The organism is Mesorhizobium sp. M0676 (genome assembly GCF_040320535.1).
GTDB lineage: Bacteria > Pseudomonadota > Alphaproteobacteria > Rhizobiales > Rhizobiaceae > Mesorhizobium.
The window spans coordinates 16,986-32,830 of the sequence record NZ_JAMYPU010000015.1 but is presented as its reverse complement, the minus strand read 5'-3'; the positions used below and the strand labels follow the sequence as shown (position 1 = coordinate 32,830).

Below are 15,845 nucleotides of genomic sequence, written 5' to 3'. Positions count from 1 at the left end.
TGTGTCGGTCAAGACGGGAAACGTACTGATGTCCAAGAAAAAGGCCAGGAAGACCCGCCAGGCGGCAAGACCGGTGGAGATAGCTGTAGGCCCCGAAATCCGGAGCATGATGCGCAAGTTCGGCCTGACCGAGGAAGAAGCACTGCGCATGATGCGCGAATGCGATGCCACCCTCTATGGCGCCAACTCCGGGCACGTGCAGCCAGGATCTTGACGGCCCGCCAGGCGCGAACGGAATTTTAATGTAAATCAAGCGTAATCCCGACCGTTAAAATGATGCGTATGTGTTGGGGTTGCGCATGCCGGAATATTCTTTCTTCATCCGCTCGATCCGGATCCGCTACATCTCGGGATTGCTCATCTTTGCGCTGGCTTCCACCGCGGTGATGTTTGCGCTCAATCGCGTCAATTCCTTCCGCCACGACATCGACGCGCTGAGCAGCAATCTCGTCGTCTTCACCCGCGACCTGCGCAACGCCTCCAGCTTTGCCGAAACCGCCAGCACGACCTGGCGCACCGAAACCCGTGACGGCCTTGCCGCCGCCGCGCGCGGCCATTCGCAACGCCTGACCAGCGAGATCGAAACACTGTCCGCGGAGTTGGCCGCGATCAAGCCGAGCCTGTCGGCCAAAACGCTGGACGAACTCTCGTCGGCCGCCGTCAACGGCGACCTGTTCTGGTCGTCGCGCGACATCGTGCGCAACTTCAACCTGATGTCGGCGGCGCAACAGACCGACGAATGGAGTTCGCGCGAAATCCTCAACCAGAACGACCTGTTCGTCCAGCCGATGCTGGTGCGTGTGCGTACCGCCATGGATGGCGAACGCCATCTGGCCGACGCCTCCAGCGACAGGCTGCTGTTGTGGGCAAGCGGCCTTCTGTTCGCGGTTCTTGCCATCGTTGCCCTCTGGATCTTCCGGCCGATGGAAAAGGCGATCCGCCGCGCCTTCACCGAATCCGCCGCATCCTTGTTCAAGGCCGAAGCGGCCGACCGCGCCAAATCGGAATTCCTGGCCAATATGAGCCATGAGATCCGCACGCCGATGAATGGCGTGCTGGGCATGGCCGAACTGCTCGCCAAGACCGAGCTTAACGCGCGCCAGAAGACCTTCACCGAAGTCATCGTCAAGTCCGGCAATGCGCTGCTCACCATCATCAACGACATCCTCGATTTCTCCAAGATCAATGCCGGTCAGCTGACGCTCGATCCTGCACCCTTCCGGCTTGCCGAAGCGGTCGAGGACGTGGCCACACTGGTGTCGGCGCGCGTCGCCGAAAAGAACCTCGAGCTGATCGTGCGTGTCGACCCGCGCCTGCCTGCCCATGTCGTCGGCGATGCCGGACGGTTTCGTCAGATCGTCACCAATCTGCTCGGCAATGCGGTGAAGTTCACCGAGAAGGGCCATGTGCTGATCGATGTCGGCGGCGAGGTGGTCGACGGCATCGTCCAGCTCAAGGTCCGCGTCGAGGACACAGGCATCGGCATTCCTGCCGAGAAGCTCGAGAACGTGTTCGAGAAATTCGCGCAGGTCGACGGCTCGTCGACGCGCCGCCATGAAGGCACCGGCCTCGGCCTTGCCATCGCCGCCCGCCTCATCGACCTGATGGGCGGCAAGATCGGCGTCGAAAGCGAGATCGGCCGCGGCTCGGTGTTCTGGTTCGCCGTGCCGCTGCCGGCGCATCAGCAGGACACGCGCAACGAGATCGTGCCGGTCGATGTCACCGGCGCCCGCGTGCTGGTCATCGACGACAACCCGGTCAACCGCGAGATCTTGCTGGAGCAGCTCAGAAGCTGGAGCTTCGACTGCGCGGCCGCCGAAAGCGGCGCCGTCGGCCTCGCCTTTCTAGACCGGGCCAGCCAACTCGGTGCTGCGGTCGACTGCATCATCCTCGACTACCAGATGCCCGGCATGAACGGCGCCGATGTCGCCAAGGCGATTTCCGCCGACAGCCGTCTCTCCGCCATCCCGGTGGTGCTGCTGACCTCCGTCGACCAGGTCGATTTCGGCAAGATGGTCATCGATTTCGGCATCGCCGCGCATCTCACCAAGCCGGCGCGCTCGGCCATCCTGCTCGGCACCGTCATCTCGGCCATCCAGAAAGCGCGGGCCCAGATCGGCAAGGCCCAGTTCGTTCGCGAGCCTGTCGTTCCGCAGGCGGCACCCGTGACGCCACCCGCCTTCACCGTCATTCGCGGCCCGGCAATTCCGGCGGCCACAGTGCCTGAATCGATCGCCACGCCAAACGGCCCGATCGATATTCTGATCGCCGAGGACAATGACGTGAACCAGCTGGTCTTCGGCCAGATCCTCAATGGGCTTGGCCTCAGCTACCGCATCGCCAGCAATGGCCGCACGGCCGTCGAGATGTACCGGGCGCTGCGGCCGAAGCTGATCCTCATGGACGTCTCCATGCCGGAGATGAACGGCTACGAGGCGACCCGCGCCATCCGGGCGGCGGAGGCAGCGAGTGGCAATCACACACCAATCATCGGCGTCACCGCGCACGCACTGAAGGGCGACCGCGACAAATGTATCGAGTCCGGAATGGACGACTATCTGCCCAAGCCGGTGTCGCCCGACCGCCTCGGCAGCAAGATCGGCACATGGCTCAGCGAAACGGTCGCGGTAAAGAGGGCTTGATCAAATCGCCGCGTCCAGACGATAGCGGCGCATCCAGTCCAGACTAATCTCGTCCGAGAGCCTGGCGACGCCCGGCTTTACGTCGGCGGCATTCGGCGCCGGAACGCCCAGGGCCTTGCAGATGGATGCCAATGCCGCTGCCGGATCGCCTGACAGGCGCTCATAGCCGATGCGCAGCGGGACGATCCCCTGCTCCGCGAACCAGACGTTCCAGCCCGCGTCATAGGCTTCGAGTTCGGCAAGCTCGCGCTGGATCCGCTTGAAATCGTAGCGGGGTTCCTGCGGCGGTGCGACTCGTTCGATCTCGGTTCCGTCGGGCGCGATGTGCCAAAGCCCGGTCTGCTCGGCCTTGATCAGCGACACCGCCTGCGCCAGCTTGTTTTCGCGCGAAAGATGGATGTAGAGGACCCGCCCGAAGGCCTTTTCAAAGCGTGCTTTGTCCGAAGACAGGTCTGGGTAGATCCGGTCGAGGATGGCCGAGAGTTCACCCAGGTTCTCCCGCATCAGGCGCAAGCCGAAGGCGGCTGTTCCGCCCTTTCCCGCGCTGATTGCCGCCTTGAGGTAGGCGACATCGAAGTCATGCGCGCTCATCGTATCGGGTTGCGGCAATTTCCACTCTTCTGCCCATTCCGCCTTGTCCTGCCGCCGGTAGAACGAGTGCGGATCGCCGGCTGTTTTCGTCGAGGCCAGAAGGCCGCACAGCAAGGTGCTTCCGGTTCTCGGCGTGCCGCAGATTATGTAGCCGTCAAGCATCTGGGACTCTGTCGCTTGTCATGGATTGGGCTAACCCCGCCAGGGCGCGGTGACACGCGCGCTTCGCGAAAGGCTCCAGTCTAGCCGCGCCGGAAGGGATAGAGGAATTGCTGCCAGTATCCGTTCGGAACGGGATGTCCGTGAATGCCGTAGCCGTTCGGCCAGCGCCCTTCGGGCATATGATGGGTGCCGAACAGCCGGTCGAGCAGCGGGAAATGGATGGCGAAATTTACGTCGATCGCTTCTTTTTCGAGGCCGTGATGCCAGTGGTGGTAACGCGGCGACACCAGCACCTTTTCGACTGGACCGAAACTGGTTCCGATGTTGGAATGGATGAACGACGAATAGACGTAGACGATCAATATATACGTCTGGATAGCCGATTCATCGAACCCCAGCACGAACATCGGGGTGGCCGTCAGGCTGCGCAGCACGATGATTTCCAGGAAATGCATGCGCGCACCGGCAATCCAGTCCATCGACTTGGCGGAATGGTGCACGGCATGGAACTTCCACAGCCAGGGAATGCGATGAAAGGCCCGATGCACCCAATACTGGGCAAGGTCGGTCAGGAACATCACCGCCAGCAGTTGCACCAGCCACGGCAAGCCGTGGACCCAGGCGCGCACCGAACCAAGGGCGCCCTGTGAATTGACGAAGTTGGACGGCGCCAAGGTCAGGTAGGTCAAAATCTGCACCAGCAGCGACGAGACCAGATAGTAGAACAGGTCCTCGCGCCATTCGTCGCGGAACACGGTCTGATCCTTGTTGCGCGCGAAAAGACGTTCGAGCGGGACGAACAGCACACCCATGAACAAGGCGTTCAGGATGAAGAAATCGAGCCCGAAGAACACCCCGTCGATGTGCAGTTGATGGCGCACCGGAAGCATGCCGACCAGCGACGCCAGCAGCACAGTGAACATCGCTGCCGCGCCGAGCGTCTTTTGCCTGCGCAGCGTCATGCTGAGGATCGCCAGGATATAGCCGGAGATGAGGACGAAATAGAGCACCGGCTTGAAGAACAGCATCTGGTGGATGGGGGCCAGATCCGGCATCGATGTAAGCGACGGGTAGCGCAGCACGATGACCATCAGCAGGGCGGTGACCCCGGCAAGCAAGCCAATCGAGCCGGACAGCCAGCCAGAACCGAACGGCCGTTTGGCGCGCGGCGTTTCAAGTTCACTTACAACGCGTCTAAGGAAATTTGCCACCGCCCCCTATGCCCCGCCTTTTTGACGATCGCAAAAAAGCTCTCGTCGGAGATATCGACCTCTTTTGCTACAGCAGGGCTCATTAATATTTAATCGCCACGACCCTGCACATGACGGGTGACTATCGCTTTTGGGCGATTGGAAGAGCCATGATTGCAACAAAAGAACACCGGCCACTATAGTCGGAATCTTTCCTGGATGCGACGGGCGCATTCAAGCGGCGTCAGCCGGCTGGTGTCGACTTCGAGGTCGTAGTCCATGCCCTTGTGGACGCGTCCATATTGCCAGCGCGCCAGGCCAGGCAGCCTGTCGGCGCGCGCGGCCTCGCGCGCTTCCAGCACCTCCAGCGGCGCCATGACGCCGACCAGATGCAGGTCAAAGCTCGACAGCAACTTGCGGTGCTCCGCTATCTCGTCATTGAAGATCACGTCGTCGACAATGAGATTGTTGCCTTGCCCGGCCATGGCGGCGATGGCATGGCGCATGCCGCGCATGGCTCGCGCGCCGACCGGCCCGCTCCTGATCACCACCGACGGCTTGCCGTCTTCCAGCACGGTCTCAAAGGAAAACCCGTCGGCATGATCCTGCAGCGCCGGCGGCAGCATGTCGATGAAAGCATCCATCTGGACATGCAGGAAGGGCTCGGTGGCGATTGTTTGCAGCGCCCTGGCGATCGAGCTTTTGCCGGCGCTGCCGACGCCATTAAGCAGGACGATTTTGGCCGTCATGTCGCCCCCTATCGGTTGCGCACGACGATACAGGCGCCGCCGACGCTTTGCAGTTTCTGGCAGATGACGTTGGCGGCGGCACGGTCGTCGACGCCGATCCTGACGGCGTAGATGCCGCGTCGGCCGATCGGCGTGCGCACCCGGCTGACCACCGGGTCACGACCGGAAAGCAGCGCCGGAAACCGGCTCCTGACCCTCAGCCACTGATTGATCGCAGCTCCCCTGCGGAAATTGCCGGCCACCTGGACGCCCCATGGCTTCACATTGATCGAGGCCATCGCCACGGTTCTGGACATGATCACCGGCAGCTTGCGGCAGGCGACGGGAAAGCTGGTTTTCGCGTCGAGCGGCTCGATCGTTCCGGCGTAGGCGCTGTCGGAGAACTTGTCGGCCGGTTCGCCCATGATGTCGAAGACGTAGCTCTCGGTCTCCATGGGCAAGAAGCCGCCCGAACCCAGCCAGCGCGAAACGCGGCTCTCGCCGGCATTGTAGGCAGCCGCCGCCAGGCCGAGATTGCCGAAGCCGGTCTTCATTTCGGCGAGATATTTCGCCGAAGCCGGGATCGCCTGGTCGATGTCGAAAGGATCGGCCAGCCCGCGCATCTTGGCGGTGCTCGGCATGAACTGGGCGATCCCTTCGGCACCGACCGGGCTAACCGCATTGGGATCGAAGCGGCTTTCTTTCCAGATCAGCCGGGCGAAGTAATCCTTCGGCAGGCCGTTCCGCTCGGCATGCGTCTCGATCAGGTCACAGACATGGCCGATCAATCGTTTCGCCGCCGAGCGCGATTGCGGTGGATCGGCAAGCGCCTGTCCGGCACTCAGCCCGCAGAACAGGATCACACCGGCTTTGAGCAGCCCCCGCATGGCTCATTCGGCCGCGGCTTTGCCGTGCTGTCCAAACCGCTGCTCGATATAGTCGGCAACCATTTTTTCGAAATCGGCGGCGATCGACGGACCGCGCAGCGTCGCCGACTTCTTGCCGTCGACGAAGACGGGTGCGGTCGGCATCTCGCCGGTGCCGGGCAGCGATATGCCGATATCGGCGTGCTTGGATTCGCCGGGGCCGTTGACGATGCAGCCCATCACCGCGACCTTGAGGTTCTCGACGCCGGGATATTTCTCCCGCCAGACCGGCATGTTCTTGCGCAAATCGGCCTGGATGTTCTGGGCGAGCTCCTGGAACACGGTGGAGGTCGTGCGACCGCAGCCGGGGCAAGCGGCGACGATCGGCACGAACTGACGGAAGCCCATGGTCTGCAGCAGTTCCTGCGAGACCTGCACCTCGCGCGTGCGGTCGCCATTCGGCTCCGGCGTCAGCGAGATGCGGATGGTGTCGCCAATGCCTTGCTGCAAGAGGATGCCCATGGCAGCCGACGAGGCGACGATGCCCTTGGATCCCATGCCGGCTTCGGTGAGGCCAAGATGCAGCGCATGGTTGGAGCGCGTGGCAAGCTCGGCATAGACGGCGATCAAATCCTGCACGCCGCTGACCTTGGCCGACAGGATGATCTTTTCGCGGGCGAGGCCTATCTCTTCGGCCATTTCGGCCGACAGGATGGCCGACTGCACGATCGCTTCGCGGGTTACTTCCTGCGCCGTCAGCGGAAAGCCTTGGCGCTGGTTTTCGTCCATCAGCCGGGTGAGCAGCTCCTGATCGAGCGACCCCCAATTGACGCCGATGCGCACCGGCTTGTCATGCCTGATCGCCATTTCGACGATCGCGGCGAACTGGCGGTCCTTCTTGTCCTTGAAGCCGACATTGCCAGGATTGATGCGGTATTTGGCCAGCGCCTCGGCACAGGCCGGATGATCGGCCAGCAGTTTGTGGCCGATATAGTGGAAGTCGCCGACCAGCGGCACATTGATGCCGAGCCGCTCGAGCCGTTCGCGGATGCGCGGCACGGCGGCGGCGCTCTCGTCACGATCGACGGTGATGCGCACGATCTCGGAGCCAGCGCGATGCAAAGCCGCAACCTGCGCGACGGTCTGGTCGATATCGGCCGTGTCGGTGTTGGTCATCGACTGCACGACGACCGGCGCGCCGCCGCCGACGACCACGCCGCCGACATCGACGCCGACCGATGTCCGGCGCGCAAAGGGGGAGGAAAAATACCCGGTCATGCCGGCAGCCTCTTGATCACCCGAGCGACATACGTCCACGTCGACGCACGCTCAATCAGCTATCAGCGCATAGCGCTGAGGTTCGGGCATGAGGTGGAGGAGCAAAGATGGCTTGTCAATGGCGACAGACAAGCAGAGCCGCCAAATCGCAGCAGCGCGGTGACCCCACAGACGGGTTTCGCCAGCCAACAGTATCGGAATCAGTAGCAAAAACAGGCCTCCGGCGGCATGTCGCCACCGGAGCGATAGTCACGCGCCAAGGCGGCGCGTCTAATCCTGGAAGGGCGTCAGTGTCTCGTCGGTTTCGCCTTCAGTTTTTCAATCTCGTCCTTGAGTGCCAGCTTGCGTCGCTTCAGATTCACGATTTCGAGGTCGTCGACCGATGGATGGTTCATCGCATCGTCGATCTCGCGTTCGATATCACCGTGTTTCCGCTGCAACTCATCAAGATGGGATGCAAGAGACATGATTGGTTCTCCCTTTCATGGTTTCCTCGATTGCAGCCGTCAAAGGCACGTCCACCGCAGGTCGCATCTGTGACGGCACCATGACAGTCTGCCACCATCCGGCTGCGATGTCGAATGCTGCGTGGTAGCATTCCACGACAATGTGATATGTGATATTGGCTGCGCGCCGGCGGCAATTGATGCCGCCCCGGCCCAATCATGCCCATTGCCGGGCGCCGCAGACATGCAGACGGTAGAGAATGTCCGACCAGGAAAAGGCCGATGTCCGCCTCGAATTTTCCCGCCTGAAGCAGGAGCATGCCGATTTCGACGCGGCCATCAATGCGATGATCGCCATGGGCTGCGACCCCTTGCAGATCCAGCGCATGAAGAAGAAGAAGCTTTTCCTCAAGGACCGGCTGATGGCGCTGGAAGACAAGATCATTCCGGACATCATCGCTTAGCCGACGGCCTCGGGGCCTAACTGCTCACCCCGCTATCGACAGCCGCGCCGCGCGATGGCGCAGCAACGTCAGCAATTCGTCGGTCTTCTCCGCTGAAGTGTCGATCGGCACCACCAGGCACAGCGTCGCCTCGACCTTGCCGGCGGCCGCGAAGACAGGGGCGGCCAGGCATTTGGTGTAGGCGTCGACCAGCCCCGAAGTGATGCAATAGCCGGTCGTTCTGGCCGTCGCGATATCGGCAATGAAGTCGTCGAACTGCAGCCTGCGGCCGTCGGGCAGCAAAAGGTCGTCTTCCGAGACCATGTCCTGGATGGCGGCCCTTTCCAATCCGGCCAGGAGCAGCCGCCCCGATGCCGTCCATGGCAGCGGGATCTGCAGGCCGGTGGCCGAGCTGATGCGGAACGGCCTGGTGCCGGGGCTGGAATGGACGATGGTATAGCGCCCGCTTTGCAGCATGCACAATTCGGAGGTCTCGCCGGTCTCGCGCGACAGATTGTCGACCTCCTGCCGGCCCCGCCTAAGCAGGTCGTTGCCCCTCACATAGTCCATTCCATAGAGGTAGAGCTTCTTGCCGAAATAGACCCGGTTGCCGTCGCCCTCCATCTCCAGGAGACCCGCATCGACCAGCGAACGCACCAGCGTATAGGTGGTGGAGCGCGGCGCATTCACCCCCTTGGCGAGATCGCCAATGCCGATGGCGCGCTGCGTAACATGCAGGAAGTCCAGGATCTCCAGCACCCGGTTGAGACCCTTCTCGCGCGAGCCGGAGGTCTTGTCGGGCGTCGGGCTCTCGGCTGGACCAAGCTCCGCCCGATCCGTGAGTCCATTGCTGTCTTGCATAACTGATTCCTGATGTTAGTATCTGTCTTGTATAGGATACATGTGTCTATTGTAAGAGACAATTCAGGTCGGCGGCACGTGTGTCTGTAAGGGGAACTCAAACAACAGGAGGTCGCAGTGAACGACACATCCAAGCGAGATTTTCTGAAACTGGGCATGGCCGGGCTTGCAACGGCGGGCGTGATGACCGCTGTCAGCGCCGAAAAGGCGGCGGCACAAGCCGCATCCGACAGCGTTCTGCGCACCGCGCTTGACCGCGGCAAGCTGATCGTCGGCACCGGCAGCACCAACGCGCCATGGCATTTCGAAAACGATGCCGGCGAGCTGGTCGGCATGGACATCACCATGGGCCGCATCCTGGCCAAGGGTCTGTTCGACGATCCGAGCAAGGTCGAGTTCGTCATGCAGGATCCGGCGCAGCGCATCCCCAATGTCACCACCAACAAGGTCGACATCACCATCCAGTTCATGACCATGACCGCGCAGCGCTCGCAGCTGATCCATTTCTCCAGGCCATACTATGTCGAGGGCGTCGCCCTGCTGACGCTGCCGACTGCGGAAAACAAGACCTTCGACAAGCTGCTCGCCGGCGGCTCGGCGACGCGCATCTCGATCCTGCAGAATGTCGATGCCGAAAGCTCGGTCCATTACGCCCTGCCGGAGGCGCAGGTGCTGCAGATCGACACCCAGGCCAATGTGCTGCAGGCACTGGAATCGAAACGCGCCGATGCCGCCGCTGTCGATCTTTCAACCGTGCGCTGGCTGGCCTCGCGCAACCCCGACAAATATTTCGATGCCGGCAAGAGCTGGTACTCGATGCTCTACGGCGCGGCGGTCAGGCAGGGCGACCTGGACTGGCTGACCTTCGTCAACCAGACCTTCACCATCGCCATGTTCGGCCATGAGACCGCACTCTACGACGCCGCCTTCAAGGACTATTTCGGCCAAGAGCCGCCGGCCCGCCATCCCGGTTTCCCGGTTGTCTGACAAGTGCTGGCGGAAGGGTTAGCCCTTCCGCCTTCTAGTTCGCATCCCCTTGGTTATTGCGGGAGACGCATGGGCTATACGCTCAACTTCAACCTGATCTGGCGCCATTTCGACAAGCTGTGGGGCGGCCTTCTGCTCAGCCTCGAGCTTGCCGTGATTTCGATTGCTATCGGCGTCGTCATCGGCCTGATGCTGGCGGTCTGGTATGTCTCGGCCGGACGCGTGGTGCGCGCCATCATTGCGGCTTACGTCGAATTCATCCGCAACGTGCCGCTGATCCTGCTCGTCTATCTTGTCTTCTACGGCCTGCCGACGGTGATCGACGTCGCCTACGACGCGCCGACCTCGTTCGTGCTGACGCTGTCGGTCTATAGCGGCGCCTATCTGGTCGAGGTGTTCCGCTCCGGCCTCGAAGCCGTGCCGCGCGGCCAGCTCGATGCCGGCAAGGCGATCGGGCTCACGCCTTGGCAGCGGCTGGTTCATGTGCGCCTGCCGACCATGCTGCGCATCACGCTGCCGGCGCTGTCCAACACCTTCATCTCGCTGTTCAAGGATACGTCGATCGCCTCGGTGATCTCGGTGCCCGAGCTCACCTTCGGCGCCCAGTGGATCAACTTCAACACCTTCCGCATCGTCGAGGTCTATCTGGTGACGACGGCGATGTATCTGGTGACCGGCTACACCCTGCTCTTCGGGCTGCGGCTGGTCGAACGCCGGTTCAGGGCTGCGCGCTGACATGCTGAGCCAGATCCTCTACGCCGTACCGTTCCTCGCCCAGGGCTTCGCCATCACCTTGTGGGTGTCGCTGCTGGTCGTGGTGCTGTCGCTGATTGCCGGCGTCGCGCTCGGCGTCGGCCTGGTCTACGGCCCGGCGCCGCTGCGCTGGGCGGTGCGCATCTTCTCCGACACCATCCGCGGCATCCCGATCCTGGTGCTGATGTTCTTCGTCTATTACGGCCTGCCGGCCATCGGCCTGCATCTGCAATCCTTCTCGGCGGCGGTGCTGGCGCTCACCTTGTTCAAGACCGCGCAGGTCATTGAGTATCTCCGCGGCGCCGTCGGCTCCATTCCCAAAGGGCAGTCCGAGGCGGCGATGGCGATTGGGCTGACCTTCCGCCAGCGGCTCACCTACGTCATCTTTCCGCAGGCCTTCCGGCGCTTCCTGCCGCCCTGGATCAACGGCGTCACCGATGCGGTCAAGGGCAGCGCCCTGGTCTCGCTGCTCGGCATCACCGACCTGATGCAGGCGATCAACCAGGTCATCGGCCGCACCTATGAGGCGATGCCGCTCTACATCCTCGGCGCCTTGATCTATTTCGCCGTCAACTATGCGCTTTCCTACGCCAGCCGGCGGCTGGAACGGCGCTTTGCCTTCATCCGGGACTAGCACGATGGCCACAAGCTCGAACGACAATGCTGCCCTTCTCGACATTGCCGGGGTCTCGAAAGCCTTTGGTTCGGTCGAGGTGCTTCGCTCGGTCAGCCTCAAGGTGGACAGGGGCGAGGTGGTCACCGTCATCGGCCCTTCCGGCAGCGGCAAGACCACCCTGCTGCGCTGCGTCAACTTTCTCGAAAGCTACGACTCAGGCTCGATCCGAATCGACGGCAAGGAGGTCGGTTTTCGTGAGGTCGGCGCGCGCCAGCGGCGCAGCGAGCGCGACCTTGCCAATATGCGCGCCGAAACCGGCATGGTGTTCCAGAGCTTCAACCTGTTTCCGCACCTCACCGCCGCCGGCAACATCATGCTCGGCCTCACCAAGGTGCGCGGCAAGAGCAAGGCCGAGGCGCGCCAGATCGCGGAGCATTGGCTGAGCCGCGTCGGGCTGGCCCACAAGGCCGACAGCCTGCCGGCGGAACTCTCCGGGGGCCAGCAGCAGCGCGTCGGCATAGCGCGGGCAGTCGCCATGGAGCCAAAGATCCTGCTGCTCGACGAGATCACCTCCGCGCTCGATCCCGAACTGGTCGGCGAGGTGCTGGCCGTTGTGCGCAGCCTGGCCGAAGACGGCATGACCATGGTGATGGTCACGCACGAGATGGCCTTTGCCCGCGACGCTTCGAACCGCATTGTCTTCATGGCCGATGGCGGTGTCAGCGCTGTTGGCCCGCCGAAGGAGATCCTTGCCGAAGAGACCACCAATGAGCGCCTGCGCTCTTTCCTGGCGCGCTTCCGCGCCTCGCATTTCTGACATGGGCGGCCCAAAGCAATTCCAGGAAAAGTGTAAGCGGTTTTCCCGAGAAAAGCGCGAAGCGCTTTGCCTTGGGAATTGCGTAAAACAACAGGCCGGCCCAAGGAGAATTCTTCCATGACGCCTTACATCCGGCTCGCCGAACTCGGCCTGACGCTGCCCGAGCCGCCGACGCCGATCGCCAATTTCGTCACTCATGCGGAAAGCGGCCGGCTGATCTTTCTTTCGGGTCAAGGGCCGCTGCGCGCCGACGGCACGCTGTGCACCGGCAAGGTCGGCGAGGACGTCACCGTCGAGCAGGCCTATGAGCATGCCCGCCTCACCGGCCTCAACCTGCTCGCCGTCATGCACGCCGCCGCCGGCGATCTCGGCCGCATCGTGCGCGTCGTCAAATTGCTCGGCTTCGTCAATGCGACGCCGACCTTCAGCGACCACCCGAAAGTGGTCAATGGCTGCTCGGACCTGTTCGCCAGCGTCTTCGACAAGATCGGCGGCCATGCCCGTTCGGCGATCGGGGTCGGCTCGCTGCCTGGAAACATCACCGTCGAAATCGAAGCGGTCGTCGAGATCGCCGCCTGACCGTCAAGGGATTGCTGAACATGAAAACCTATTCCGACACCGGCTCCAACACCACGATCCGCGAACGGCTGGGACTGCGGCCGATCATCAACGTCTCCGGCACGATGACGACGCTCGGCGCCTCGATCATCGTTCCCGAGGCGATCAGCGCCATGGCCGAGATCGCCTCGCAATGGGTGGAGATGGACGATCTGCAGCGCGCCGCAAGCGTGATCACCGCCCGCCTCACCGGCGGCGAGGCCGGCTTCATCACCGCCTGCTGCGCCTCAGGCATCACCATGGCGATCGCCGGGGCGATGACCGGCACCAATTTGCTGGCGATCGAACGGCTGCCCGACGATACCGAAGGGCTGAAGTCCGAAGTCGTCATCCAGCTCGGCCATATCGTCAATTACGGCGCACCGATCGACCAGTCGATCCGCGTCGCCGGCGCCAAGGTCATTCCGGCCGGCACGGTCAGCGTCACGCAGGATTATCATGTGCGCGAGGCGATCAACGAGCGCACTGCGGCGGCGCTCTACGTCGTGGCGCACCACACCGTGCAATACGGCATGCTTTCCCTCGAGGAATTCTGCGATATCTGCCACGCCAGGGGCGTGCCGGTGATCGTCGATGCGGCTTCCGAATATGATCTGCGCAGCTTCCTGGCCCGCGGCGCCGACATCGTGGTCTACAGCGGCCACAAATTCCTGTCGGGGCCAACCAGCGGCATCGTCGCCGGCCGCAAGGATCTCGTCCGCGCCGCCTATCTGCAAAACCGCGGCGTCGCCCGCGCCATGAAGGTCGGCAAGGAAAGCATCGCCGGCACGATGGCTGCGCTCGAAGCGTGGGAAAAGCGCGACCATGCCGGCATCCGCCGACGCGAGGAAGCGGCGCTCCATCTATGGAGGGATTCGCTGCAGGGAATACCCGGCATCGTCGCAAACATCATTCCCGACCCGACCGCCAATCCGCTCGACCGGCTGCAGATCTTCGTCTCCCCCGAAAGCCGCTTCAGTGCCGCCGGCCTCGCCTCGGCATTGGCGGCCGGATCGCCGCCCATCATCGTGCGCAACCACGAAGTCGAGCGTGGCCATTTCTTCCTCGACCCGTGCAATCTGCACCCAGGCGAGGCCGAGATCGTCGCCGAACGCCTCCGCGCCGTGCTCACCGCGGCCGACAGGCCGGCGGATGCGATGAGACAGCCGCGAAAGGATTCATCCGGCGCCCTGCGCTGGCCGGACTAGGCTGCGGCGGCCGCCATCCTTGCGGGCCAGCCCGAATTCCGCTAAGGCGCGCCTTTACCGCCGGGAGCATGCGCTTGACCGACCACCGCGCCGACGTCGCCATCATCATGGGCAGCCAGTCCGACTGGGCGACGATGCGCCACGCCGCCGAAACGCTGGAGGCGCTGGGCATTCCGCACAAGCGGCTGATCGTCTCCGCCCACCGCACCCCGGACCGCCTCTATGATTTCGCCAAAGGCGCCAAGGCGGCCGGCTACAAGGTGATCATCGCCGGCGCCGGCGGCGCCGCCCACCTGCCCGGCATGACGGCGGCGATGACGCCGCTGCCGGTGTTCGGCGTGCCGGTCGAATCGAAGGCGCTGTCAGGCCAGGATTCGCTGCTCTCCATCGTCCAGATGCCGGCCGGCATTCCGGTCGGCACGCTTGCCATCGGCAAGGCGGGTGCGGCCAACGCCGCCCTTCTGGCGGCCGCCGTGCTGGCGCTGAACGACGAAGAACTTGCCGCCCGCCTGGATGCCTGGCGCACCGCCCAGACCGCCAGGGTCGCCACCGAACCGACGGACGCGCCGTGAGCCTGCCCGCGGGATCGAGCATCGGCATCATCGGCGGCGGCCAGCTCGGCCGCATGCTGGCTGTTGCCGCAGCGCGCCTCGGCTACCGCACAATTATCCTCGAACCGCAGGCCGATTGCCCGGCGGCTCAGGTCGCCAACCGCCAGATCACCGCCGCCTATGACGATGCGGACGCCCTTGCCGAACTGGCGGCAGTCAGCGCCGTCGTCACCTACGAATTCGAGAATGTGCCGGTGGCGGCCGCCGGCGCACTTGCTGCCAAGGTCCCGGTTTATCCGCCGCCGCGAGCGCTGGAAGTTGCCCAGGATAGGGTGGCGGAGAAGCTATTCCTGAACGGCATCGGCATCAGGACAGCGGATTTCCGCTCCGTCGACAATGACGACGAGCTGACGGCGGCGCTGAGAGAGTTCGGTGGCAGCGGCATCTTGAAAACCCGCCGCATGGGCTATGACGGCAAGGGCCAGCGCGTCTTCCGCAACATGGAGACGGGCGGCTTTGCCGGCACATGCGAGACCATGGGCAATGTGCCGCTGATCCTCGAATCCTTCGTCGCTTTCGAGCGCGAAATCTCGGTCATCGCCGCGCGCGGGTTGGACGGCGCGGTCGCCGCCTACGATCCGGCTGAGAACGTCCACCGCGACGGCATCCTGCATACCTCGACCCTGCCGGCCCAGATCAGGCTGGAGACGGCGGCGACGGCACAGGGGTCGGCAGCGAAAATCCTGGCGGCCCTCGACTATGTCGGCGTCATCGGCGTCGAGTTCTTCGTTCTTGCCGATGGCACGCTGCTGGCCAACGAAATGGCGCCGCGCGTGCACAATTCCGGCCACTGGACGGAAGCCGCCTGCATCGTTTCGCAATTCGAGCAGCATATCCGCGCCATTGCCGGCCTGCCGCTGGGCAACCCTGGCCGGCATTCAAACTGCATCATGGAAAATCTGATCGGCGACGATGTGCTGCGGGTGCCCGCTTTGCTCGCCGAGCCCGATCTGATGCTGCATCTCTACGGCAAGGCGGAAGCGCGCCCAGGCCGCAAGATGGGCCATTTCACGCGCATCAGCCGCCGTAGCTAAGCCATTCCGGCACTT

At 63.3% G+C, this 15,845-nt stretch carries 18 protein-coding genes; 11 read left to right on the top strand and 7 right to left on the bottom strand.

Features of this window, described 5'->3' with window-relative positions:
• Positions 1-28: 28 nt before the first annotated feature.
• Positions 29-214 carry a hypothetical protein gene (locus NKI35_RS17900; RefSeq protein ID WP_023684018.1) on the top strand — a complete coding sequence of 62 codons (186 nt, stop codon included), beginning with the start codon at positions 29-31 and terminating at the stop codon, positions 212-214.
• An 85-nt stretch (positions 215-299) separates the two neighbouring features.
• Entirely contained in the window at positions 300-2,642 is a 2,343-nt protein-coding gene (locus NKI35_RS17895; protein ID WP_023684019.1) for a response regulator, read from the top strand.
• On the opposite strand, the gene NKI35_RS17890 is transcribed toward NKI35_RS17895, so the two are convergent.
• From NKI35_RS17890 to NKI35_RS17865, 6 genes are all read right to left on the bottom strand, one after another.
• On the bottom strand, positions 2,643-3,395 hold the full coding sequence (locus tag NKI35_RS17890; protein WP_352741117.1) for a Stf0 family sulfotransferase: 753 nt from the start codon (positions 3,393-3,395) through the stop codon (positions 2,643-2,645).
• An 80-nt stretch (positions 3,396-3,475) separates the two neighbouring features.
• Entirely contained in the window at positions 3,476-4,606 is a 1,131-nt protein-coding gene (locus NKI35_RS17885) for a sterol desaturase family protein (RefSeq protein ID WP_023690062.1), read from the bottom strand.
• Positions 4,607-4,782: 176 nt separating this feature from the next.
• Complete coding sequence (locus NKI35_RS17880; protein WP_023690061.1) at positions 4,783-5,334, bottom strand: chloramphenicol phosphotransferase CPT family protein; 552 nt, start codon at positions 5,332-5,334, stop codon at positions 4,783-4,785.
• A gap of 8 nt (positions 5,335-5,342) precedes the next feature.
• The gene (locus NKI35_RS17875; RefSeq protein WP_023832024.1) at positions 5,343-6,200 is read right to left on the bottom strand and encodes a lytic transglycosylase domain-containing protein; all 858 of its coding nucleotides are present in this window, start codon (positions 6,198-6,200) and stop codon (positions 5,343-5,345) included.
• A 3-nt stretch (positions 6,201-6,203) separates the two neighbouring features.
• Positions 6,204-7,457, bottom strand: a complete 1,254-nt coding sequence (ispG, locus tag NKI35_RS17870; protein ID WP_023693643.1) for a flavodoxin-dependent (E)-4-hydroxy-3-methylbut-2-enyl-diphosphate synthase — start codon at positions 7,455-7,457, stop codon at positions 6,204-6,206.
• 287 nt (positions 7,458-7,744) lie between these two features.
• On the bottom strand, positions 7,745-7,924 hold the full coding sequence (locus tag NKI35_RS17865; protein ID WP_023684024.1) for a YdcH family protein: 180 nt from the start codon (positions 7,922-7,924) through the stop codon (positions 7,745-7,747).
• A gap of 239 nt (positions 7,925-8,163) precedes the next feature.
• Here NKI35_RS17865 and NKI35_RS17860 point away from each other — a divergent pair, with 239 nt between their 5' ends.
• Entirely contained in the window at positions 8,164-8,367 is a 204-nt protein-coding gene (locus NKI35_RS17860) for a YdcH family protein (protein WP_023673103.1), read from the top strand.
• A gap of 24 nt (positions 8,368-8,391) precedes the next feature.
• On the opposite strand, the gene NKI35_RS17855 is transcribed toward NKI35_RS17860, so the two are convergent.
• Positions 8,392-9,207, bottom strand: a complete 816-nt coding sequence (locus tag NKI35_RS17855) for an IclR family transcriptional regulator (RefSeq protein ID WP_023711631.1) — start codon at positions 9,205-9,207, stop codon at positions 8,392-8,394.
• A 156-nt stretch (positions 9,208-9,363) separates the two neighbouring features.
• Between NKI35_RS17855 and NKI35_RS17850 the strand changes: the two genes are divergently transcribed.
• The 8 genes from NKI35_RS17850 (at position 9,364) to NKI35_RS17815 (ending at position 15,830) form a co-directional block, all read left to right on the top strand.
• Positions 9,364-10,194, top strand: coding sequence for a transporter substrate-binding protein (locus tag NKI35_RS17850; RefSeq protein WP_023673105.1), 831 nt, complete (start codon positions 9,364-9,366; stop codon positions 10,192-10,194).
• Between the two features lie 69 nt (positions 10,195-10,263).
• Positions 10,264-10,929: an amino acid ABC transporter permease gene (locus NKI35_RS17845; protein WP_023673106.1), complete on the top strand. Its 666-nt coding sequence runs from the start codon at positions 10,264-10,266 to the stop codon at positions 10,927-10,929.
• 1 nt (position 10,930) lies between these two features.
• The gene (locus tag NKI35_RS17840; RefSeq protein ID WP_023684027.1) at positions 10,931-11,581 is read left to right on the top strand and encodes an amino acid ABC transporter permease; all 651 of its coding nucleotides are present in this window, start codon (positions 10,931-10,933) and stop codon (positions 11,579-11,581) included.
• Positions 11,582-11,585: 4 nt separating this feature from the next.
• Positions 11,586-12,380, top strand: coding sequence for an amino acid ABC transporter ATP-binding protein (locus NKI35_RS17835; protein WP_352741114.1), 795 nt, complete (start codon positions 11,586-11,588; stop codon positions 12,378-12,380).
• A 117-nt stretch (positions 12,381-12,497) separates the two neighbouring features.
• The gene (locus NKI35_RS17830) at positions 12,498-12,959 is read left to right on the top strand and encodes a RidA family protein (RefSeq protein WP_023673109.1); all 462 of its coding nucleotides are present in this window, start codon (positions 12,498-12,500) and stop codon (positions 12,957-12,959) included.
• Between the two features lie 20 nt (positions 12,960-12,979).
• The gene (locus tag NKI35_RS17825; protein ID WP_023673110.1) at positions 12,980-14,185 is read left to right on the top strand and encodes an aminotransferase class V-fold PLP-dependent enzyme; all 1,206 of its coding nucleotides are present in this window, start codon (positions 12,980-12,982) and stop codon (positions 14,183-14,185) included.
• A gap of 74 nt (positions 14,186-14,259) precedes the next feature.
• Positions 14,260-14,757, top strand: coding sequence for a 5-(carboxyamino)imidazole ribonucleotide mutase (gene purE / locus NKI35_RS17820; RefSeq protein WP_023745755.1), 498 nt, complete (start codon positions 14,260-14,262; stop codon positions 14,755-14,757).
• Positions 14,754-15,830: a 5-(carboxyamino)imidazole ribonucleotide synthase gene (locus NKI35_RS17815; RefSeq protein WP_023702776.1), complete on the top strand. Its 1,077-nt coding sequence runs from the start codon at positions 14,754-14,756 to the stop codon at positions 15,828-15,830. Before purE ends, NKI35_RS17815 begins: the two co-directional genes overlap by 4 nt.
• Positions 15,831-15,845 lie beyond the last annotated feature (15 nt).